We start from the raw sequence: 20,719 nt of genomic DNA on the forward strand, positions 1-20,719 counted from the left end.
ATAGAATAGGCAAGCGTAAACTCTATTCGTATGAAGAAAGTTTACATTCACAATCCCTCATTGAGTGTATTCGGAAAACACAAAGGATCCCAATTGGATTTATCCTTTGCGACCGCAAAACAATCTGTACATGAGTTTCAATCTCACAAAATTCAGTTTATCATTTATGCTAGTTTTTCTCCAGATTCTTATAACAAAGAATACCACTTATCTGCAAAACTTCCCAGTCGACTTGGACTGCGTGATTTGTATTCAGTTCGAATGGAAACAGCTTCATCCTCTGGTGCTGCTGCCTTTCAATTGGGAGTGAATTTGATTCTCAGTGGAAGATTCGATCATGGTCTGGTCGTGGCAACAGAGCTCATGTCCCAACTCAGTCGCGATGAAAGTAATCTTTTGTTAGGTTCTGTTCTTTCTGATGCACAAAGAGCACTGGGAATGTCCATGGCACAGGGTGGTGCAATGATCACCCGAAAGTATTTAACTGACTATGGATATAAAGAAGATGATCTGTTTGCGATTTCAAAAAAGCTCCATGACAACGGTTTACTCAATCCCAAGGCACATATCAAAAAGAACCTAACCTGGGAAGATTATAAATCCCAACCTATGATTACAAGTCCCTTAGGATTGTATGATATCTCACCACTTTCCGATGGTTCCGCAGCCTTAGTTCTTTCCAAAGATCCAAGTGCAATCTCTATCAAAGGGATGGGTTCAGGAACGGCTCCTTTTCTTTCTTCTGCAGAACCAAGTTTTCTTTCGAATCGTATTGCTTTTGCCAAGGCCTATGACGAAGCAGGTGTTTCGCCGGAAGACATCGATTTTGCCGAATTACATGATGCATTCACTCCTTTTGAGCTGGTCGGGGCAGAAGATGCAGGTTTTTTCAAACGAGGTGAGGCACTTTTTCAGGTGAAAGCAGGGCTCACCCATCCAAAAGGAAAAATCCCCATCAATTCTTCTGGGGGACTCAAATCCAGGGGCCATCCTGTAGGTGCTTCGGGACTTGCACAAATTGTCGAACTTTGCCGGTTCTTTGAGGAATGGCCGGAAAAGCGGTTGGCAATTGCACAAAGTATAGGTGGACTTGCTACTAACAACTTTGTGTCGATACTAGAAAGAGCGTGATGCCCGAAAAAATACTGATCATCCAAACAGCCTTCCTCGGAGACCTGATCCTATCTACTTCGTTTTTCCATGCGGTAAAAACAGAACATCCAGGAGCAGAAGTCCATGTACTCGTGAATGCAGGTACAGAGTCTGTATTGGACAATAATCCAGATTTAACAAGAGTTTGGTCTTTGGATAAAAAACGGATCAAAAAAAATCCTTTTGCCTTTTTGCATTTTGCTGGTTTGTTAAAAAAAGAAAATTTTAATAAGGTTTATTCGGCTCACTTTTCCTTTAGGTCCAGTTTACTTTCTTACCTTACCAAAGCACCAATCCGCATTGGGTACAAAGAATCTGGATTTTCTTTTTTACATACAAAGACAGTACAAAGACCAAAACAAGGACCTCACGAAGTTGAAAAACTTTTTTCCTTATTATTTGAATCCTATGATTTTCCAAGTGGAAGAGAAAGAAGGCCTTATTTGTTTCCTGGCCCAATCGAAGAAGAGTCCTTTTTAACAAAAAAGAAAGAGATCCTATCCAATGAAGAAGGTTTTATTTTAATTGCACCATCTTCTCTTTGGGAAACCAAAAGAATGCCAGAAGAAAAATTTGTGAGTGTCATTACCCAGATCCTTCGCAAAAGAAAAGAAACAGTCATTCTCATTGGAAGCAAAGCAGACTTAGAAATCGAAAATACAATCTTTAGGCTAATGAAAACCGAACCATTACAACTTAGGGAACGCAGTCGTTTGTTATCCCTTGTCGGTAAAACAAATCTAAAAGAATTAATGGTTTGGATAGAAAATTCCAAAGCGATCATTTCTAATGATTCCAGTCCGATACATTTTGCTTCTGCATTTAATACACCCACTGTGATGTTGTATGGAGCGACCATACCTGCTTTTGGTTACGGAAGTCTTTCGGATCGACATAAAATTATGGAAGTACAGGGTCTAAATTGTAGGCCCTGCGGAATCCATGGAGGTCGGATTTGTCCGGAAGGACATTTTCGTTGTATGATGGACCAAAACCCCGTCCGTATCTTTGAAGCCCTAGAGGAAGTCATCAAATCATGAAATTACCTGATAAAAAAACAAAAGAATATAATGCAAAGTTGTATCGCAGTCGGATCACAAACATCCAAAAGAAATTAAAAAAAGGTGAGATATTTTTACTCTTTGCTGCAAGCCATAAGATACGAAACAGAGATGTAGAATATAAATTCCGTCAAAACTCTGACTTCTATTATTTAACAGGAATTACAGAAGAAGACTCCATCCTAGTCATCACAAGTGAAGTGGTAGGAATGTTTTGTTTGCCAAAGGACAAAGAAAAAGAGATCTGGACTGGGATTCGACTTGGGAAAGAAAAAGTTAAATCTATGTTAGGTTTAGATTTTACTTATGACCTATCGGACTGGGAAAAAGAAAGACCAGCAATTCTAATAGGAAATCACACACTCTATTATTTTTTTGGTGAAAACCCAGATCGTGACCGGGAACTAATCACAGAATGTCGTAATCTATCCGAAAGGGCAAGAGAAGGAAAGTTTGGTCCTCACCGTATCGAACATCCAAATTTTTTACATGAAGAAAGGTTAACTAAATCTAAAGAAGAAATATCCCTTTTAAAAAATGCAGCCGAAATTACAAAACTTGGTCATATGCGCATTATGCGAGAAAGCAAACCGGGAATGTATGAATATGAACTGGAAGCACTTCTCGATCAGGAATATTTAAAGTATGGATCCATTGGAGGTGGCTATGGGCATATTGTGGCCGCAGGAAAAAATGCCTGCATCCTCCACTATGTAAGTAACGATGATATCTTAAAAGACGGGGATTTGGTTCTAGTGGATTCCGGAGCTGAATGGAATTATTATACTGCTGATGTAACTCGAGTTTTCCCTGTGGGAAAAAAATTTACCGAAGCCCAAAAGACAGTGTACGAAATTGTCCTTTATGCACAAAAAAATGCGATTCATAATTCCTTTGTTGGAATTCCTTTTAATGAAGTGCATGAAAAAACAGTTCGATTCCTCGCGGATTGTTTAAGAGAAATGGGTTTTTTAAAAGGAAGTTTAGACGAAATTATTCAAAAGGGAAGTTATCGAAAGTTCTATATGCATAGAACAGGTCATTACCTGGGAATGGATGTTCACGATGTGGGTAGGTATTTTTTAGAAGGGAAATCTAGACCACTTAAAGACGGTCAGGTGGTAACGGTGGAACCAGGTTTGTATTTTGATCCCGCAGATGATTCTATCCCGAAAGAATTTCGAGGAATTGGAATTCGTATCGAAGATGATATTTTAATTCATGGAAAATCACCCATCAACTTAACCGAATCAATACCGAAAGAAATTTCTGATATTGAAGCTCTTAAGGCTTAATTAAAAATGAATAGAAAAAACCAAAACTTCATTTTATGACGAGAGAATTACCAAAACGTTTTCGATCAGTTCGTTACTTTGACCGGATCAGTTCTGAAATTGCCGAAATTGTCCGTTTAGAAATGGAAAAGTTGGGATACCCAGGTCTTACAACATCGCATTTTGAAATTCTAACTTTTCTTTTGCGAAGTTCTGTTCCCATCAATATGACACAAGTAGCCAAAACCATTGAAAAAACGAAACCTACTTGCACTGTACTTGTAAATCGTTTGGTGAAGGAAGGTCTCGTGGAACGAAATCCTTCGCCGAGTGATGGAAGAGAATGGGCTCTTTTGTTATCAAAAGAGGGGAAAAAAATTAGGCAGAAGATTGTTACGATTTCTGCCAAACTTCTTTCCTTACAAACTTGGGGTATTTCAAAAGAAAACGAGGATATTTTATATCCTATCCTCGAAGAGATTTACAAACACATCCGAAATAAAAAAGAAAATTAAAATCTCCTTTTCTTTAAATTATTTAAGAAGTAAAGACAGGCCTTCTCACTTGTACGGAAGCGGAAATTCCTTCCTGTGCATCTTTGGATTGGATACTTTGGATTGTGGATTTGATGTCTGTTTCAATCAGTGCTAATAGATTTTTTTGTACATTCAAAATTCCAGATTTCGTATCTTTCATTGCAGAAAGAGAGTTTTTTTTGAGTTTAGTTTGCAATGACTTAGATTTTTTCTTTAAGTCTTCTTCGTTTGAAACAATTTCTTCAAACAAAGTGGGCATCTCTTTCGCTTTGAAAGCATCACCTAATAAAACATGCCTTTTGGCAGCATCGTATCCAACCGCTTCTCCCATCAAAGCATAAATAAAGGAAGGAACTTGGATTCCAATTTTCACTTCTGGTAATCCAAAACGAATGTCTTCTGTAGAAAATCTGTAGTCACATACAAGGGCCAACATCGCCCCGTAACCCAAAGCATGGCCCGATACTTCGGCAATCGTTGGAACAGGAAGGGTGTATAGAGCTTTTAAGTTTTCATAAAACAAATTTAGGAATGGCGCAAGATCTTTTGACATATCCATGGTGCTGACAGTAGTTAGGTCTAGTCCTAGAGAAAAACTACCAGGAGAATTACTTTTTAAAACAATGACTTTGGAATTAGAATCTTTTGCTTTTTGGATTGTCTGTTTCAATGCCAAAAACGATTCGTTAGAAAAACTGTTCTTGTCATTGATGCCTAATTGGATAAAACCGGTTCCGTCTACTTCTTCGAATGAAATCATTTGTTTCCTCAAAATATGGTTAGATGTCTAACTAATAAAACGGGTATTTAAAAGGACAAGAGTAATTTTCTTTATTTGGAATTTAAGAGGTAAGTTTTAATGACTTCTTTCATGACACAAAGTCCAATGGGAAGAGCATCTTCATCAAAATCAAAAAATGAACTGTGGTGCGGGTGCACAAGTCCCTTGGATTCGTTTCTGGAACCGATAAAAAAATAACAACCGGGACGCTCCATAAGAAAGGCGGAAAAATCTTCCCCACCCATAGTTCTGGTGTTTTCTTCTGTGAGAGAATCCTCTCCTAAAACATTCTTTGCCGCTGTCCGGACAATATCAGCCATAGTAGGGTCGTTGATTGTGGGTTTGTCGATCCGGTTGTATTCAAACTCAATTTTAGCACCAAATCCTGCGGCTACTTGAGAAACAAGAGCTTCCATCCGTTTGGGAATCATTTCATACACTGATTTCGAATAAGTTCTGACGGTTCCATGGAGGGTGGCAGTTTCTGGAATCACATTGAATGCATTGCCTGCATGGAAGGATCCCACAGTCACCACACAGGGCTCTAGGGGGTCTACATTACGCGGAACCAGTGTTTGTAAGGCAGTGACTAAGTGAGAACCCACAACAATAGGATCTACTGTATGTTGTGGCATAGCCCCGTGCCCAGAAGTTCCTTTCAAAGTGATTTTGAATTCGTCCACAGAAGCCATCATGGTTCCGTTCACAACTCCGACTTTTCCTAAATCAATATGGTTCCAAACATGTAGAGCAAAAACCGAATCCACTTTGTATCGATCTAAAATTCCCGAAGCAATCATTCGGTCGGCTCCAGACCCTCCTTCTTCTGCAGGTTGAAAGCAGAGGAGGACTCGCCCTTTCGGAACAAATTCAGAAAATGCGGTTTTTAGTTCAGAAGAAAGCGCCATAAGAATGCTCGTATGTCCATCGTGGCCACAGGCATGCATCTTTCCGGGGGTTTTACTTTTATATTCGTGAGTGTTTTCTTCATGGATAGGAAGGGCATCCATATCCGCACGGACAAGGACAGTTTTACCTGGAATGCCTGAATCAAAAAGTGCCACAAGCCCAGTTTCAGCTATTCCTGATTCCACTTGAAAACCAAGAGATTCCAAATGGCTCTTCACAAAAGAGGCAGTTTCCCTTTCTTCATATTTTAGCTCAGGGAATTGGTGGAAGGTCCGTCTGTAACGAACCATTTCCTCTTTTCGCACACTAGGATAGGCTTTCATAATTTGTCAGTTTCTTGTTTGGCTCTCTTTTCGACTTCTTCCAAAATGGAATAGAGATCGAGTCCATATTTCTCAAAAAGAGAATTTTTTGCCAACTCATAACGAACTAAATTGATATTAAAATTGATCTTAGCTTGTGTCACAGCTAGTTCCACATTTGCCAAACTATCTAGAGCATTTTTTACGTTAACAGCGGTATAACGACCTTGGCGAAACCTTTCCATAAGCCCATTATAAAAAATTTCAGTTTCTTTCCGAGTTTTCATTAAGTCTTTGAGTAGGGCATGACTTGCAATGAGGGCTTCATGACGATTGTCAATTTCTTGGGTAATTTCTTGTTCCAAGTTTTGGATTTTCATCTCATTTATCTTGAGATTGGTTTCTGCATCTCGGATTCCCGCTTTGATTCCTAAATCCCAAAGAGGATAAGACATCTTTAACTCAGCCAGAATTTGTGGATGATTGAAAGATGTGATTCCCCTTTGGCGAGCAATGAAATTGTCTTGAGGAGAATTGAAATTTTGTCCAATGGAGCTATAAGAAAACGTGGCAAGCAGGGAAGGATCATCTTCTGCTAGTGCAGTGTTTAGTGCAAGTTTCGCAATTTCTCTTTCTCTCTTTAGGATAAGGTAATCCGTTCTACGAGAAAGTGCATACTCTTTGTCAGCTTTCAAATTGATTTCTGTCGGTAGAGTTTCGCTTAAGTCTGTGACTCCTTCAATGGAAGAACCTGTATCCACATTGAGAATGCGAACTAAATTTCTTTCCGCTTCAATTCGGTCCACTTTTGCTTTTTCAAGTAGGGACTGAGTGCGTAAATATGCCTGGTTCCATTGGTTGACTTCAAATCCTTCGGAAAGTCCAAGACCCGTTTTACGTAAAGTCAAACGTCGGATTTCTTCCGTATTTTTTGAAACTTTTTCGTAAGTCGCAATTCGCGAATCCACAATGCTGAGTGACCAGTAATCAACGAGAATCTTCACTACCAGTTGTGTTAAGATATTGATATAGTTTTCTCGTACAAGTAAGGTTTGGTTTTTGAGAAGTTTTTCCTTGTCGGCTTCGTTTTTCCCAAATCCATATTTGAGTAGTTCTTGCGAAAGGATGGCTGAGAGAGCTCCCGTATACATTGGTGGAGCTGCCAGTAAACTTCCAAACCCAGCTGTTTGTGAATTTGGATTTTCAAAAGCATTTACGTCATAACGAATCGTACTGATTTCTGTTTTGAAATAAGTTCCGGTTTTAAATTGTTTTTCGATTCCTGCCGAGATTCGGTCTTGGGATCGAATTGTTCCCGCAAAGATGTTATTTCGGTTATCGGGAAACAACTGTTTGGAGGATTGGATACTTGCCAAAGCCTTCCAACTATATTTGGACTCGTTTTTCCATTCGGGACTGTCCGCTTTCACAATTTCTAATTTTGCATTTTGAACAATGGTATTGTTTTCTATAACTTGTTCGATTGCTTGTGTAATGCTTAGGCGAAGTTTTTTAGGACCATTCCCAGCTGACTGGAGAGAATCTGGGATTGTATTGCCGTTTTCCCACTGGGAAAGTTGCATCCTTTTCACATCGTCTTCAAAGTCTGACTCCGCAAAAACGGGGAAACCAAGGAGACTAAAAGATATTAACCAACTGGTCAACTTTCGAGAATTTATGAAAAAACCTGGGGTTGTTAAAATGTTATGATTCAATGGAAACTTCTTAAACCCCTTACTCAGACAAGATGAAAAAATCAATGTTGTCAATCAACCTAAAATGTAAAAAGCTACGTGGAGAAACGATCGTTTCTGGGAGAGCAATGTGGCAAATATGTCGAAAAAACCGAATCGTCTGGTTCATGAAAAAAGTCCTTATCTGTTACAACATGCACACAATCCCGTAGATTGGTTTCCTTGGGGAACGGAGGCCTTCGAAAAAGCCCAAAAAGAAGATAAAATCATCCTTTTGTCCATTGGATATTCCACTTGTCACTGGTGCCATGTGATGGAACGGGAATCATTTGAAGATGATTCCACAGCGGAAGTTTTAAACCGTGATTTCGTATGCATCAAGTTAGACAGAGAAGAACGCCCAGACATCGATAAAATTTATATGGATGCCTTACATGCGATGGGAACCCAAGGTGGTTGGCCACTCAATATGTTTCTTACTCCAAAGAAAGAACCCATCCTCGGAGGTACCTATTTTCCTCCTGAAAATCGCTACGGAAAACGTAGTTTCAAGGAAGTTCTCCGTTTGGTTTCGGATGCATGGAAAAACCAAAGGGGAGAACTTATCTCCGCTGCTGAAGATTTGACAAATTATTTACGGGATAACGAAACAAGAACTAATGAAGGCAAGGTTCCTGGAACCGAAATCATTGAACATAATTTTGAACGATACCTCCAAGTGTACGATAAAGAGTTTTTTGGATTCAAAACCAATACTGTGAATAAATTTCCACCGAGTATGGCTTTAAGTTTTCTTGTGGAATACAATTTAAGAAAAAATGAACCTCGAGCCTTAGAGATGGCCTTTAACACGGCTTATGCCATGAAGTTCGGAGGAATCTACGACCAAGTGGGGGGTGGAATTTGCCGTTATGCGACAGACCATGAATGGCTTGTACCGCATTTTGAAAAAATGTTGTATGATAATTCCTTATTTGTGGAAGCACTTTCTTCATTGTATAAAGCGACTGGGGATTCTTTCTTTTTAGATAGTATCCGAGAAATTGTGACCTATATTCGAAGAGATATGACTCTAGAATTTGGGGGCATCGCTAGTGCCGAAGATGCTGATTCGGAAGGAGAAGAAGGGAAATTTTATCTATGGAAACATGCGGAATTTATCTCTTTAGTTCCAGACGAAGAAATACAAGGATTCTGGAATGTTACGGAAGAAGGTAATTTTGAACACCAAAACATCCTAAATCTCTATTGGAAGGGAAAAAATCCTTTTGTTGAAGGAATTCTATTCAAACCAGAGTTTATAGAAAAATTGCAAAGAGCCAAGGTAAAATTACTCGCAGAACGCAGTCAAAGGATTCGACCTTTACGTGATGATAAAGTATTAACTTCCTGGAATTGCCTTTGGATCCGAGCTCTTCTTTCTGCGTATGAGGTTTCTGGAGAAAAGGAATATTTGGCAGATGCCAAAAAAGTATATGAATTCCTAACTAAGTATTTAGTTGCAGAAGACGGAGCAATCCTCAGACGTTACCGAGAAGGAGAGGCCAAATACTTTGGAACCCTTTCTGATTATGCAGAATTTCTTTGGGTTTCTTTCAAACTTTTTCAATTGGATGAAAATCTGGAGGCTTACCAAAAAGGGAAAAAATCATTGGAATATTTGTTTTCTCATTTTGCATCGGAAGCTGGTCCCTTTTACGAATCCTATCATGGAAATGAAGATTTAATTGTCAGAACGATAGAAGGTTATGATGGAGTGGAACCTTCTGGAAATTCTACCATCTTACATCTGTTCCATCTTTTACATTCACTCGGATATAAAGAAAAGGATTTGTTATCCAAGGCCAATTCGATTTTTGCGTACTTTCTGCCAGAACTCACTCAAAACTCTTTGAGTTATCCTTCTATGATTTCCGCGTTTCAAAAATTTCAATACCCTTCGAAAGAAGTGCTTGTGGTATACAAAGACAAAGATGTGAAAGAAGTAGAATCGATCCGAAATCAATTAGGAAAACTAAAAGATCCGAATCTCGTCTGGTTGGTTTTAGAAGAAACTAAGTCAAAAGTTTTAGCACCGGAATTAGATCTTCTTATGGAAAGGAGTGCAGGTTCCGGTATGGCATTTTATGTCTGTCGAAATTTTACTTGCGAATTGCCAAAAGACAATTGGAAAGATGCTCTCGCTCTTATACAGCAATAGGAGCCGCATCACCCCAAAGGCGATCTAACGAATAATAGGTTCTCATTTCGTCAGTCATAATATGTACACAAATTTCGCCGTAATCGAGAAGGATCCAACCTGTGGCATCTTTGGGAAGGTCCGCTAGGTTCTGGCGTTTTACCGCAAGTTTTAAAGGTTTCATGTACTTATCAATGTCTTTGGCGCATGACCTTCCTTGGGTTTCTGTTTTCACAGTCGCCAGAACAAATAAGGATAAATAACTATGTACATCTTTTAGATCCAAAAATTGGATATTTTCACATTTTTTATCAATTAATGTCTGTTTAATTTTTTTGAGGTGTTCTAATGTCTCAGCACTGATATTCGGCATTTTAGTCCTTGGAATTTTGAAAATCTTCCCCGAGTATGACGGTGGCATCAAGTCCCAGATCTTTCCTAAGAGCGAAGTAAACCCTTCGTCCTTGGAAGGTATCGGAGATAATATCCGTGTACTGTGTGTTTCCGGAGCGGTTTAAGATGATACTGGATTTAAAACTAGAATCCCAGGCATTGTCAACGGAGAGAACTTTCAGACCCTTATCATTCAGAAGCACCTTCCCGTATCTGGCAAGCCCATTTTTTGGGGTTCCATTCAGGACTTCGATCCGCGCCCTTTCTCCTTCGCTGAAGGAAAGAGAGCGAAGTTCGCTTGCAAATTTGTGAAAAGCAACTTTGACCGTTTCTTCATTGGCTTTTAAAACTTCATCTTTGTATTTGGGTCGTCCCATTGGTTCCCCTGGAACTTCAGAAACTCCAAAGTGGATCTTTTCTTTTTTTAGAAAGTCGACAAAAGTTTCCCATTCTTTTTGGGAGAGATTGGTGGACATTTGCGAATGGAGGTAGCTTACCCGTTGTTTTCCGAGTAGGTCCTTTTTTTCGTGAATTGCTTCAAGAATTGTCAAAAATACTGTTTCCTGGATTTCCAAACGACGGATATGGGATATCATTGATTCGTCTGCAAGGGAACTCATCCAATCAAAAGTATCTTCCCCATCTAAAATATAAGTTTGTTTGTTTCTTGCGTAATTCTTTGTTATGTGGAGAGACTTAGGTTCAAAAAAGAGGTTGAGTCCACCAAGTAAATTAATCCAATTTTGAAATTGTTGTTTGGTCCAAACAATTTTAAAAGGAATGCTAGAATCCAAAGTATCTTCTAATACAGATTCCACGTACGAAGGAGCAGAACTTCCTTTTTCTTTTAAAGATTTATCCCCGTCATCAAAACTAGTTTTGGGATTCACAAAAAAGAGGGCAGCTTTCTTTTCGTTGGGATAAAATTCTGCATAAAGAGAAAATAAATATTCATCTTTTTCCCCTAACACGGAGAAGAGAATGGGCAATCGTTTGCTTTGGGAAAACTTTTGGTCTAGTGAAAATCCAGCTTTAGAACGGAAGACCAAAAAGAGGAGTGCAATCAAAAAGAAAGAACCTGCAGCGATCAAAAGAGTTTTTGCAGGGATAGTTTGTTTTTTGGGAGCTTCACGTAACATCGATTTGGTTTCCTTTTAGATTTTTTGCAGATTGGTTGTACATGTTAATTGTATAAGGATGAATGATTTCTTTTTTTTCCATAAGAAAGGAAATGGTTTGGAAGGCTTTCATAAAAACACCATAGTCCAGATTTTCCTCTGTTTTCTCTACCCATTGGAGAAGATCCGGTTGCTTAAAGGCATAGTCGGAACCCAAAAAATCAGCAGCATAAAGAATTTTATCCAATAAGTTTGGCTCTGGATTTCCTAAAGTATGGGTAGAGATTGCTTTTGCAATTTCGGAATCTTCAAATCCGTATTCCCGAAAAAGCCAAAACGGTGCAGAAAAGGCATGAAGTGCTTGCGAAGGGATCTCTTCTACCTTTAGTGACGAACCTTGTAATAATTCGAGGTGAATTTCCATTTTTTTTTGTTTTGTGATGTCGTGACAAAGTCCAGCTAGGTATGCCTTCTTTGGATTTGGATAACTATGAGAATTTGATAGTTTTTCCGCATACTTTGCCACCCGAAGGATATGTTGGAAACGAGTATCTGTCACTTGTTTCGGAACTTCCTTGGTAAAGAACTGAATCCATTCTTCTTGCGTGGCTAAATGATTAGGTTTCAAAATGAGACATCCTCATTTTTTTCCTTTAAAAACTGCATGGCAAGTTTTCTAGTTTTTGGCAAAACTAATGTTTCGTCCCAGTCTCCGTTTTTGAGGATTCGAATTTCTGTACTACTCACAGGTAGGATCGGATTATTTAGTATGATGACTTTTGCACTGGGAAGAAAACTTGGGATCGAAATATCCTTTGGATAATTACTTTCCCTGCGAACGACAATTAGATGTTTGGTGGCATCCAGAATCTCTAGATAAGATTTCCACTTATCAAAAGAATTTAAATTGTCTTCTCCGATCACCAAAGAAAGTTCCGCTTGCGGATGGAGGGAACGAAGCACTTTTAGGCTATCGATGGTATAACTTATCTTTGGTTCTTTGATTTCTCTGTCCCAGAGTATAATTTTTTCGGAAAAAAATCCTTCAAATTCTGCCAAACAAAGTTCCCAAATCTCCTCTGCAGTCAATGATCTTTCTCCCAGTTTGAAGGGAGAAACGTAATTAGGACAAATATAGAGAAGGGCATTCGGGTATGTTTGAGAAATGGTTTCAATCACATGGCGATGTCCCCGGTGCGGGGGATTGAAACTTCCTCCAAACAAAAAAACATCCATTTTAGGCGCGCACTTGCCCACCACCAGTGACATAGGTAGTTGTCGTAGTTAGGTGGATGAGCCCCATAGGACCTCGGACATGGAGTTTTCCAGTGGAAATTCCTACTTCTGCTCCAAGACCATATTCTCCGCCATCATGAAATCTTGTGGAACAATTGACAAAGATAGCAGCACTATCTAGTTCTTGTTGGAACCTATGAATTTCGGAAACGTCTTCTGATAAAATACATTCTGTATGACCAGAACTGTACTTTCGAATGTTTTCCATGGCTTCACTTACGGAACTGACAAGTCGAATGCTAAGCCTAGTATCTAAAAATTCAGTATAAAAATCATCTTCCGATACTGGTTTGGTGGATGAGTTTAGTTTTTGAATGGATTCATCTCCTAGAATTTGGATTCCAGAAGCCTCTAACCCCGCAAGTAATCCTGTGAGATTGGGATAGTCTTTATGAATGAATAGATTTTCTAAGGCATTACAAACCCCAGGGCGTTGTACTTTAGAATTGATAAGAATCGGAAGAACAATCTCTGGGTTGGCATGGTTTGAAAGATAAAGATTGGTAACACCTTTGTCATGTTTGATGACAGGAATTTTGCTATTTTCTGAAACAAAACGAATGAGGGTTTCTCCACCGCGCGGTACAATGACATCGATCAAATCTTCCAATTGGAAAAAAGGAAGCATAGCTTCTCTTTTTGTATTTTCTACAAAGGTAACAACTTCCTTTGTCACTCCAGGGATTTTTGCTTCCTCAATGGCTTGGTGAAATAAAGAAGAGAGAATTAAATTGGAGTGAAATGCTTCTGATCCCCCTCTCAATATACAAGCATTGCCTGATTTAAAGGAAAGCGATGCAATATCTATAATCACATTGGGCCTTGATTCAAAGATAGTCATCACCACACCGATTGGCACTCGTTTGGTGAGTAGTTCTAGTCCATTAGGGAGGATGGTACCTCGAACAACTTCGCCAACTGGATCTGGAAGGTTACGAATTTCTTCGATACTTTTTGCCATTCCCTTGATCCGTTTGGAATCCAATAGAAGGCGGTCCATCATAGCAGAAGAGAGTCCCTTTTCCTTCCCGCTATTCATATCCAATTGGTTTTTTTCAATGATTACCGATTCATTGGCTAGCAGGAGTTTTCCCACGCGACCGAGCACATCATTTTTTTGAATAGTGGTAAGTCCTTTTAAAGCTCTACTTGCTTCTTTCGCTTTAGTGGCCAATGATTTTGCATAATTTGTAGATTCGTCTGCCATTGTTTACTCCGATGGGAATGAAAAGAAATGCGTCTGAATTTCCGAAGCATTCGGAATTCGATGAGGAAAGTTAGGATTGGCTACTAAAGTCCCAATACTTTCTGTTTTAAAAAACTGCGAGATGGCTTGTTTTTTTTCTCCATTGACTATACCCGTTTTGATTCCATAGGGTAACAAAAGTTTTGCTGCATTGATTTTGGTAAACATTCCACCCGTTCCAGGGCCTGAAGGACCGGTTGCTAGATTTTCGGTTTCTTTGGTGATTTCTGTGAATAAATCAATTTTTGAATTTTCTTTAAGGAATCCATCGACTCCAGTTAGAATGAGAAGAAGATCAGCACCTACGATGGATGCGACAATCGCAGAGAGAATATCATTATCACCCAGATTGATTTCTTCTGTAGATACAGAATCGTTTTCATTCACAATGGGAAGAATTCCCCAATCCAAAAGTTGACGAAATGTTTGTTTTAGGTTGGTGAAACTTTTTTCTTCGTTTAAATCTTTTCTTCCAAAAAGAATTTGAGCAATGGGAATATTGACACGACTAAAAAAACTTTCGTATAGATTTAGGAGTTTGTTTTGACCCATGGCAGCAAACGCCTGTTTTTCGGCTAGAGTGGTCTTTCCGTTAGGAACATTTCCTCTTTTTTCTTCCAAAAGTTTTTTCCCTTGGGCGATGGCTCCAGAAGAGACAAGAATGACTTCTTTTCCTTGGTCTCGCAAATTGCGAATGTCACCAACTAGGTCATATAAAAAGTCATTGATTTTGGATTCTTCGCCGGAAACGCGTGCACTTCCAATTTTGATAACAATGAGTTTGGAGTTTTGAATGGAGTTTAAAAATTCCTTACGTGTTTTCATAAACTAACTTTGATTTTTCGGTGAAAAACACTTTATCAATTCGCTCTAATAAATAATCCAGGTTTGACTCTTTGTCAGCGGAAATACAAATGATTTCTCCTAAATGGGAATAGTTCTTTTGAATCTCCACTGTGAATTCAGGATCATTATCCCATATATCCATTTTGTTTATGACAATTAGGAATTTTTTACCAAGAAGAGTTTGGTTGTAATTACCAAGTTCACTTCTTAACATTTCCAATTCCTCTTCTAATTGTAGATTGCCACCATCAAATAAAAACAAAATTCCTTGGACCCTTTCAATGTGTTTAAGAAAACTAATGCCAAGGCCCACACCTCGAGATGCCCCTTCGATGATCCCTGGAATGTCAGCCACAGTATAACGAAATAAATCTTCGTGCCTATGCACCACACCGAGGTTAGGGGAAAGGGTAGTAAAAGCATACCCGGCAATTTTAGGGTGAGCATGGGTGATTTTTGCGAGAAGGGTAGATTTACCTGCGTTAGGTAGTCCCACAATCCCAATATCTGCGAGTAACTTTAATTCAAGGATTAACGATAGTTCGCCGCCTTCCTCTCCCGGTTGGCTGTACCTCGGAGCTTGTTGGATGGAGGTTTTAAAAAAAGTATTTCCTTTTCCCCCACGTCCACCGGTGGCAATGGTGAAACTTTCTCCGTCATGATTAAAATCATAAAGAAGTTCCATAGTCACTGAATCAAGGATTTGTGTTCCTACAGGGACTTTTAAGATTAAGTCTTCCCCGTTTTTTCCATGACGGTTTTGTCCAAGTCCAGGTTCGCCGTCTTGGGCTGCATACAAACGATCGGGAAGGTAGTTTTCCAAAGTCATCATCCGCCCTTCAGCAAGTAGGATCACATCACCCCCTTTGCCGCCGTCACCCCCATCCGGGCCACCAAATTCTACAAACTTCTCTTTATGGAAATGGACAGAACCTGCCCCTCCGTGTCCGGCTCGAATTCGAATGGGTACTTCGTCGATAAATCCGCTCATAATATCCTTTAGTCAAAAAAAAACCCGTTTAAGGAGATCCTAAAACGGGTTTTGTCCTCTCATTTGTAGGAGAGGAACTATGCTTTCGGGTAAACGGAGATTTGCTGTCTTTCTTTCGTTACGTGTTCGAAAGTCACAACCCCGTCAACAAGTGCATAAAGGGTATGGTCACGCCCAATCCCTACGTTCTTTCCGGGTTTGTATTCAGTTCCTCTTTGGCGAACGATGATGTTCCCTGCAATGGCAAGTTGACCACCGTAAACTTTTACACCAAGTCTCTTTGATACCGAATCACGACCGTTCTTTGTGGATCCACCACCTTTCTTTGTAGCCATTGTTTACCCCTTTATGAATACTTCTTGGATGAAAATCGCTTGGGAATGAGAGGAAGCTAAATTTTTTAATCCGAATTCCACCATGGAAAGTAGGCTTTGGTAGCCGACCCTTTGGTTTTCTTTGACTAAAAACTCTAAATATCCGTCTCGTTTTGTTTCCGATTCCAAACTGTTTTGTGATGCCAAATACGAGTGCGCACTCTGAACGAGAGTGGAGACTCCAGCACACAAAAGATTTTCGCCTTTTGAACCTAAGTTCGTGGGAGAATGTCCTTCCAGTTGGATTCCTGCGATTATCCCTCCTGTTACTTTAAAAATCTTACTATAAATCAATTATCCGTTGATGGAAACTACTTGGAGTTTTTGGAGTTGTTGTCTGTGACCCCAAGACTTCTTGTAATTCTTTCTCTTTTTGTATTTGAAACCGTGGATTTTTTCACCCTTACAGTCTTCTAATACCTTTAAAGTCACTTTAGCACCGGAAAGCGCTGGCGATCCAATGTTAACTTTATTGTTATCGGAAAGGAGTAGGACTTTAGTTTCTACTGTACTTCCGACCGAGTTTCCTGTTTTTTCTGCGACGAATACCTGGTCAGGAGACACTTTAAATTGTTTGGCTCCAAGTTCAATGATGGCGAACATATAACTATCCTAATCTCTTTCTCGAATGTAGTTCTTACCAGGATTTCTGATAGGCACCTCTTGTCAAACGCAAATCCCCATTTACAGCCTAAGTGGATTGGAATTTCTGGTAAAAACAATGGAAATTCGCAACATCGCCATCATCGCACACGTCGACCACGGTAAGACGACACTCACAGATTGTATCCTTCGCCATACGGGCGCCGTAACCGCGAAAGAAGACCGAGAGAGAATCATGGACTCCAATGCATTGGAGCAAGAAAAAGGGATTACGATCCTTGCCAAGAACACATCGGTTAAGTATAAAGGAACCCGCATTAATATCGTAGACACTCCAGGCCACGCTGACTTCGGAGGAGAGGTGGAACGAGTTCTGTCCATGACAGACTGTACCCTTCTACTTGTGGACGCTTTTGACGGGCCAATGCCACAAACACGGTTCGTACTTGGTAAGTCACTCCAACTAGGCCACAAACCGATCGTAGTGGTGAATAAGGTGGATAGAGAAGGGGCAAGACCTGGTTTTTCAGTGGATAAGGTATTTGATCTATTTAGTGATCTTGGTGCCACAGAAGAACAATTAGACTTCCCTATCATTTATGCTTCTGCAAAACAAGGTTGGGCAGTAAACCATCTATCCGAAGTTCCAGGTTCTAACATTGAGCCACTTTTGGATAAAGTTTTAGAACATGTTCCTCCAGTAAAAAGAGACAGCGACAAGGCACTTCAATTCCAAGTAACCGCTCTTGACTATAACGAATATGTGGGTCGTATCGCCATTGGAAAAATCTACCAAGGTACGATGAAAAAGGGTGCTGATGTGACTCTTGCAAAAACCAACGGAACTACAGCTAATTATAAAATCACCAAACTCTACGGATACGAAGGACTCACTCGTTACGAAATTGATGAAGCAGGATCCGGAGATATCGTAGCTATGGCAGGAATTCCTGATGTATTCATTGGGGATACGGTTTGTGACTTAGGCAATCCACTTCCTCTTCCTGCAATCCAGGTGGAAGAACCAACGGTATCGATGTTCTTTATGGTAAACAACTCTCCGTTTGCGGGAAAAGAAGGAAAGTTCGTAACCACACGAAACCTTCGTGAACGCCTAGACAGGGAGTTAGAAACAAACGTAGCACTTCGTTTAGAAGAAACAGAAGATAAAGATCGTTTTAAAATTTTAGGACGTGGGGAACTCCACTTATCCATCCTCATTGAAAACATGCGCCGGGAAGGATACGAACTCCAAGTATCACGACCTGAAGTAATTATCAAATACAATGAAGCAGGGGAAAAGATTGAACCTTACGAAACCCTCGTGATGGATTTACCTGACCAATTCTCTGGAGCATGTATCCAAGAACTGAACCGCCGTAAAGGTGAGTTACAAGGAATGGATGCTCATACTTCTGGAATCACTCGAGTGGAATACATCATTCCTACAAGAGGACTCATCGGATTTAGAGGTCACTTTATTTCGGAAACTCGCGGGGAAGGTGTTATGTCTAGCCGATTCCTCAAGTTTGATAAATACAAAGGGGAAATTCCTGGTCGTAAAAACGGAGCTCTTATTTCTATGGACTCTGGGGATTCGACTGCCTATGCTCTTTGGAAAGTGCAGGAACGTGGGGACCTCTTTATTGAACCACAGGTCGCAGTTTATCCTGGAATGATTCTTGGAATGAATAGCCGCGACACTGACTTAGAAGTAAACCCAGTGCGTGAAAAGAAATTAACAAACGTTCGAGCCTCTGGTTCTGATGAAGCGATCCGCCTCATTCCCCCAAAGAAACTGACTTTGGAACAATCCATTGAATTTTTAGATGATGATGAACTTTTGGAAGTAACTCCACAAAGTTTGCGTCTACGCAAAAAAGTTTTGGATGCAAGTATGAGAAAAAGATCTGGTGGTGGTCGTTAGACTTTACTATTAGTATTTTTTTGAATGAGAAAAGGGACTAAATCTTTAGTCCCTTTTTTATGTACAAACCTGGGTTAAAAACCGAGTCCTTTGAGTGCGTCACCTGCACCTGGGATTTTTTTCAATGCATCAGCGGCTTTTCCTTTGATCACTTCTTTCACAGCTCCACCAATTAAATCGGTAAGTGTTCCAAGTCCCACGCCGAGTTCCACATTGGGATTACGAATGTCTCCATAGGTCCGAAATGGAATAAAAAGCCTTTCGTCTTTGATGAGGTTTCCCACAATTTTATTGCGGAGAGCTTTTGTATCTCCCTGTCCTTTAGTGGCTTGTTTGATTTTTTCATCCAAAGAAGCGAGAGACTTTTTTGATTCGTCTTCATCATATAACATTCCCATTTTCATTTCATGGTAGTTTGTTGTGGCCACAATATAAGAACCTTTTCTAATTTGTAAGTCATAGTTTTTTGTAGGAAAGGTGGGTTCATCCAAAAAAGTAACTTTTCCGTTACTGTATTCTACTTTAAAGGAAACATCTTTTTTTAGTTCAGCTTTTTCTTTCAGTTTATCGAGTTTGAGACCGGCTTGGTTCATCATTGGAAGTTCACCTGCGATGGCGTCAAAGGCTGCAAATCCAGAAACGAAGGAATCTTCCTTCATAGTAACTTCATACATGACTTTTGGATTGACTAAACCCGTTTTTACAACAAACGGAACCACGTTGCCATCCGTTTCCAGAATAAACTTGGCAGCTTCTTTTTTGTTTCTTCCAATGATAGTTACATCAGCATCGAAATTCACATCAATACTGTTATGCGACTCCAAATCACTTCCATCAATATCGATGTCCTTTAATTCTAAATCTAATTTTTGGATTTGGATTTGTTGGCCAGTTTTCCGCATATTGACTTGAATGTTTCCCTCTTGGATTCCCACGAGTCCCATCTTTAAGGCGATAGGAATGTCTTTGATAGAAAATGGTCCTGAAGGAGGGGAGCTTGCTTTTTCTTTAGCCTCTTCCTCAGCTTCCTTTTTCTTTTCAGCAATGGCTTCTGCAGAAAGAGCAGGATTTTTTTCGCCATCCACAATCTTAGGTGTTTTAAAAAGAGAAGTTAGATTGTTTCCCCCATCTTCATTCATGGTAAGAGATATGACAGGTTGTTTTAGAACAATTTTGTTTACTTTTAAGGTTTTGGTGAGAAGGGCTAAAAACGAAATTTTGACATCGGCTTTGCCGAGTTGGATAAGACCTTTCGGTTTCGATTTTCTTTCGTCAAGAGGAGTTCCTTTATTTGCAACTTCATCTCTTGGAGCAAGGATGATTCCTTCAATTTCAATTCCAGAGAGAACGTTGAAAAGGTTGATATTGACAGATTCTACATGGGCTCTGACATTTATGGCAGATTCGATTTGTTTTACAAGAAAACTGGGAGTGATGAAACTCCCGGCAAAAACTAACGCGATGATTACGATGAGTAGAATGGAGGCAATGACTGCGCCAATTCCGTAACCTATTTTTTTCATATGATCTCCTAATTTCAGCACTAAAGAGTGGAATTGAGATTAGGAGAAATTTAGTTTCTGTAAAGTAAAAAAGGGAAAGAAATTAATTCAGAAACCGTACCGAACTGATAATGTTGGTTAATTGTTGGAAAAGATCATCACCCACTTCTTCATCTGCGTTATAAGTGACAAGAATCATCCTCTTTTGGTTGGCTACCATATAAACCATCCAAACCCTATCTTCTTTTAAAAATTCACAGGCTCTGATCGATGAACCTTCATTGTTTTCGAAGACAGCTACATTATCTGCGTCATAATCAATTTCATGGATTTTTAAGTAGTTTTCTAATTCCTGGTCCACATCAAAATCTTCTAATTTAGATTCAAAGGCATAGACTTGTAATGCGCCACCGCCATCTGGATGGAAAAAGGCAGGAATTTCCTCGACTACCATATGTTCCCAATCGGCAGGAAAAAGAAAGGAATACCAACCTTGTGGGGATCGAAATTGTTTGTACATTGGCCTTGTCATAAG

General features: G+C 39.7%; 21 protein-coding genes. 6 read left to right on the forward strand and 15 right to left on the reverse strand.

Translation table 11 applies throughout. The annotated features are described in order from the left end of the window. Positions 1-30 precede the first annotated feature (30 nt). From LEP1GSC203_RS10305 to LEP1GSC203_RS10320, 4 genes are read left to right on the forward strand one after another with little or no spacing between them, the layout of a single operon-like run. Positions 31-1,131 (forward strand): thiolase family protein, encoded by a 1,101-nt coding sequence (locus LEP1GSC203_RS10305; protein ID WP_002974234.1) that lies wholly within the window; start codon positions 31-33, stop codon positions 1,129-1,131. Next, positions 1,131-2,192 (forward strand): lipopolysaccharide heptosyltransferase II, encoded by a 1,062-nt coding sequence (gene waaF, locus LEP1GSC203_RS10310; protein ID WP_002974317.1) that lies wholly within the window; start codon positions 1,131-1,133, stop codon positions 2,190-2,192. Before LEP1GSC203_RS10305 ends, waaF begins: the two co-directional genes overlap by 1 nt. Further along, positions 2,189-3,508: an aminopeptidase P N-terminal domain-containing protein gene (locus tag LEP1GSC203_RS10315; protein ID WP_002974448.1), complete on the forward strand. Its 1,320-nt coding sequence runs from the start codon at positions 2,189-2,191 to the stop codon at positions 3,506-3,508. The genes waaF and LEP1GSC203_RS10315 overlap by 4 nt, the downstream gene beginning before the upstream one ends. A gap of 35 nt (positions 3,509-3,543) precedes the next feature. Beyond that, on the forward strand, positions 3,544-4,002 hold the full coding sequence (locus LEP1GSC203_RS10320) for a MarR family winged helix-turn-helix transcriptional regulator (RefSeq protein WP_002973823.1): 459 nt from the start codon (positions 3,544-3,546) through the stop codon (positions 4,000-4,002). Between the two features lie 22 nt (positions 4,003-4,024). Here the strand turns inward: LEP1GSC203_RS10320 and LEP1GSC203_RS10325 are convergent, their stop codons facing one another. The 3 genes from LEP1GSC203_RS10325 to LEP1GSC203_RS10335 all read right to left on the reverse strand — a co-directional run bounded on the left by LEP1GSC203_RS10325 (position 4,025) and on the right by LEP1GSC203_RS10335 (position 7,598). Next, the gene (locus tag LEP1GSC203_RS10325) at positions 4,025-4,783 is read right to left on the reverse strand and encodes an enoyl-CoA hydratase/isomerase family protein (RefSeq protein WP_002974146.1); all 759 of its coding nucleotides are present in this window, start codon (positions 4,781-4,783) and stop codon (positions 4,025-4,027) included. A 71-nt stretch (positions 4,784-4,854) separates the two neighbouring features. Continuing rightward, positions 4,855-6,036 (reverse strand): M20 metallopeptidase family protein, encoded by a 1,182-nt coding sequence (locus tag LEP1GSC203_RS10330; protein WP_002974031.1) that lies wholly within the window; start codon positions 6,034-6,036, stop codon positions 4,855-4,857. After that, the gene (locus LEP1GSC203_RS10335; RefSeq protein ID WP_002974438.1) at positions 6,033-7,598 is read right to left on the reverse strand and encodes a TolC family protein; all 1,566 of its coding nucleotides are present in this window, start codon (positions 7,596-7,598) and stop codon (positions 6,033-6,035) included. The genes LEP1GSC203_RS10330 and LEP1GSC203_RS10335 overlap by 4 nt, the downstream gene beginning before the upstream one ends. A 250-nt stretch (positions 7,599-7,848) precedes the next feature. Between LEP1GSC203_RS10335 and LEP1GSC203_RS10340 the strand changes: the two genes are divergently transcribed. Further along, positions 7,849-9,909, forward strand: coding sequence for a thioredoxin domain-containing protein (locus LEP1GSC203_RS10340; RefSeq protein ID WP_002973687.1), 2,061 nt, complete (start codon positions 7,849-7,851; stop codon positions 9,907-9,909). On the opposite strand, the gene rsfS is transcribed toward LEP1GSC203_RS10340, so the two are convergent. The 10 genes from rsfS to rplU all read right to left on the reverse strand — a co-directional run bounded on the left by rsfS (position 9,896) and on the right by rplU (position 16,755). Then, on the reverse strand, positions 9,896-10,261 hold the full coding sequence (gene rsfS / locus LEP1GSC203_RS10345) for a ribosome silencing factor (RefSeq protein ID WP_002974064.1): 366 nt from the start codon (positions 10,259-10,261) through the stop codon (positions 9,896-9,898). The two genes, LEP1GSC203_RS10340 and rsfS, sit on opposite strands and share 14 nt — an antisense overlap. A gap of 1 nt (position 10,262) precedes the next feature. Beyond that, the gene (locus LEP1GSC203_RS10350) at positions 10,263-11,420 is read right to left on the reverse strand and encodes a LytR C-terminal domain-containing protein (protein ID WP_002974340.1); all 1,158 of its coding nucleotides are present in this window, start codon (positions 11,418-11,420) and stop codon (positions 10,263-10,265) included. Further along, on the reverse strand, positions 11,410-12,027 hold the full coding sequence (yqeK, locus tag LEP1GSC203_RS10355) for a bis(5'-nucleosyl)-tetraphosphatase (symmetrical) YqeK (RefSeq protein WP_002974007.1): 618 nt from the start codon (positions 12,025-12,027) through the stop codon (positions 11,410-11,412). The genes LEP1GSC203_RS10350 and yqeK overlap by 11 nt, the downstream gene beginning before the upstream one ends. Beyond that, positions 12,024-12,635 carry a nicotinate-nicotinamide nucleotide adenylyltransferase gene (locus LEP1GSC203_RS10360; RefSeq protein ID WP_002973637.1) on the reverse strand — a complete coding sequence of 204 codons (612 nt, stop codon included), beginning with the start codon at positions 12,633-12,635 and terminating at the stop codon, positions 12,024-12,026. The genes yqeK and LEP1GSC203_RS10360 overlap by 4 nt, the downstream gene beginning before the upstream one ends. A 1-nt stretch (position 12,636) precedes the next feature. Next, complete coding sequence (locus tag LEP1GSC203_RS10365; protein WP_002974127.1) at positions 12,637-13,902, reverse strand: glutamate-5-semialdehyde dehydrogenase; 1,266 nt, start codon at positions 13,900-13,902, stop codon at positions 12,637-12,639. Between the two features lie 3 nt (positions 13,903-13,905). Beyond that, positions 13,906-14,766, reverse strand: a complete 861-nt coding sequence (gene proB / locus LEP1GSC203_RS10370) for a glutamate 5-kinase (protein WP_002974232.1) — start codon at positions 14,764-14,766, stop codon at positions 13,906-13,908. Beyond that, positions 14,753-15,778, reverse strand: a complete 1,026-nt coding sequence (gene obgE, locus LEP1GSC203_RS10375; RefSeq protein WP_002974518.1) for a GTPase ObgE — start codon at positions 15,776-15,778, stop codon at positions 14,753-14,755. Before obgE ends, proB begins: the two co-directional genes overlap by 14 nt. A 77-nt stretch (positions 15,779-15,855) precedes the next feature. Then, the gene (rpmA, locus tag LEP1GSC203_RS10380) at positions 15,856-16,113 is read right to left on the reverse strand and encodes a 50S ribosomal protein L27 (protein WP_002973822.1); all 258 of its coding nucleotides are present in this window, start codon (positions 16,111-16,113) and stop codon (positions 15,856-15,858) included. A gap of 3 nt (positions 16,114-16,116) precedes the next feature. Continuing rightward, complete coding sequence (locus LEP1GSC203_RS10385) at positions 16,117-16,446, reverse strand: ribosomal-processing cysteine protease Prp (RefSeq protein WP_002974523.1); 330 nt, start codon at positions 16,444-16,446, stop codon at positions 16,117-16,119. Beyond that, positions 16,447-16,755: a 50S ribosomal protein L21 gene (gene rplU / locus LEP1GSC203_RS10390; RefSeq protein WP_002974492.1), complete on the reverse strand. Its 309-nt coding sequence runs from the start codon at positions 16,753-16,755 to the stop codon at positions 16,447-16,449. It lies immediately after the preceding gene. A gap of 118 nt (positions 16,756-16,873) precedes the next feature. On the opposite strand from rplU, the gene typA reads away from it, so the two are divergent. Next, positions 16,874-18,682: a translational GTPase TypA gene (typA, locus tag LEP1GSC203_RS10395; RefSeq protein ID WP_002974204.1), complete on the forward strand. Its 1,809-nt coding sequence runs from the start codon at positions 16,874-16,876 to the stop codon at positions 18,680-18,682. A 74-nt stretch (positions 18,683-18,756) separates the two neighbouring features. Here the strand turns inward: typA and LEP1GSC203_RS10400 are convergent, their stop codons facing one another. Both LEP1GSC203_RS10400 and LEP1GSC203_RS10405 read right to left on the reverse strand, forming a co-directional pair. Next, a complete protein-coding gene (locus LEP1GSC203_RS10400) occupies positions 18,757-20,205 on the reverse strand; it encodes an AsmA family protein (RefSeq protein WP_002974354.1) in 1,449 nt (482 codons plus the stop codon). Between the two features lie 82 nt (positions 20,206-20,287). After that, a complete protein-coding gene (locus LEP1GSC203_RS10405) occupies positions 20,288-20,716 on the reverse strand; it encodes a hypothetical protein (protein ID WP_002974038.1) in 429 nt (142 codons plus the stop codon). Positions 20,717-20,719: the final 3 nt, after the last annotated feature.

Origin of the sequence: Leptospira terpstrae serovar Hualin str. LT 11-33 = ATCC 700639 (genome assembly GCF_000332495.1) — a bacterium.
Taxonomy (GTDB): Bacteria; Spirochaetota; Leptospiria; order Leptospirales; family Leptospiraceae; genus Leptospira_A; species Leptospira_A terpstrae.

Coding starts and splice junctions, on each gene's coding strand:
- LEP1GSC203_RS10305 (WP_002974234.1), top strand. CDS start 31: ATGAAGAAAGTTTACATTCACAATCCCTCATTGAGTGTATTCGGAAAA.
- waaF (WP_002974317.1), top strand. CDS start 1,131: ATGCCCGAAAAAATACTGATCATCCAAACAGCCTTCCTCGGAGACCTG.
- LEP1GSC203_RS10315 (WP_002974448.1), top strand. CDS start 2,189: ATGAAATTACCTGATAAAAAAACAAAAGAATATAATGCAAAGTTGTAT.
- LEP1GSC203_RS10320 (WP_002973823.1), top strand. CDS start 3,544: ATGACGAGAGAATTACCAAAACGTTTTCGATCAGTTCGTTACTTTGAC.
- LEP1GSC203_RS10325 (WP_002974146.1), bottom strand. CDS start 4,783: ATGATTTCATTCGAAGAAGTAGACGGAACCGGTTTTATCCAATTAGGC.
- LEP1GSC203_RS10330 (WP_002974031.1), bottom strand. CDS start 6,036: ATGAAAGCCTATCCTAGTGTGCGAAAAGAGGAAATGGTTCGTTACAGA.
- LEP1GSC203_RS10335 (WP_002974438.1), bottom strand. CDS start 7,598: ATGCAACTTTCCCAGTGGGAAAACGGCAATACAATCCCAGATTCTCTC.
- LEP1GSC203_RS10340 (WP_002973687.1), top strand. CDS start 7,849: ATGTCGAAAAAACCGAATCGTCTGGTTCATGAAAAAAGTCCTTATCTG.
- rsfS (WP_002974064.1), bottom strand. CDS start 10,261: ATGCCGAATATCAGTGCTGAGACATTAGAACACCTCAAAAAAATTAAA.
- LEP1GSC203_RS10350 (WP_002974340.1), bottom strand. CDS start 11,420: ATGTTACGTGAAGCTCCCAAAAAACAAACTATCCCTGCAAAAACTCTT.
- LEP1GSC203_RS10360 (WP_002973637.1), bottom strand. CDS start 12,635: ATGGATGTTTTTTTGTTTGGAGGAAGTTTCAATCCCCCGCACCGGGGA.
- LEP1GSC203_RS10365 (WP_002974127.1), bottom strand. CDS start 13,902: ATGGCAGACGAATCTACAAATTATGCAAAATCATTGGCCACTAAAGCG.
- proB (WP_002974232.1), bottom strand. CDS start 14,766: ATGAAAACACGTAAGGAATTTTTAAACTCCATTCAAAACTCCAAACTC.
- obgE (WP_002974518.1), bottom strand. CDS start 15,778: ATGAGCGGATTTATCGACGAAGTACCCATTCGAATTCGAGCCGGACAC.
- rpmA (WP_002973822.1), bottom strand. CDS start 16,113: ATGGCTACAAAGAAAGGTGGTGGATCCACAAAGAACGGTCGTGATTCG.
- rplU (WP_002974492.1), bottom strand. CDS start 16,755: ATGTTCGCCATCATTGAACTTGGAGCCAAACAATTTAAAGTGTCTCCT.
- typA (WP_002974204.1), top strand. CDS start 16,874: ATGGAAATTCGCAACATCGCCATCATCGCACACGTCGACCACGGTAAG.
- LEP1GSC203_RS10400 (WP_002974354.1), bottom strand. CDS start 20,205: ATGAAAAAAATAGGTTACGGAATTGGCGCAGTCATTGCCTCCATTCTA.
- LEP1GSC203_RS10405 (WP_002974038.1), bottom strand. CDS start 20,716: ATGACAAGGCCAATGTACAAACAATTTCGATCCCCACAAGGTTGGTAT.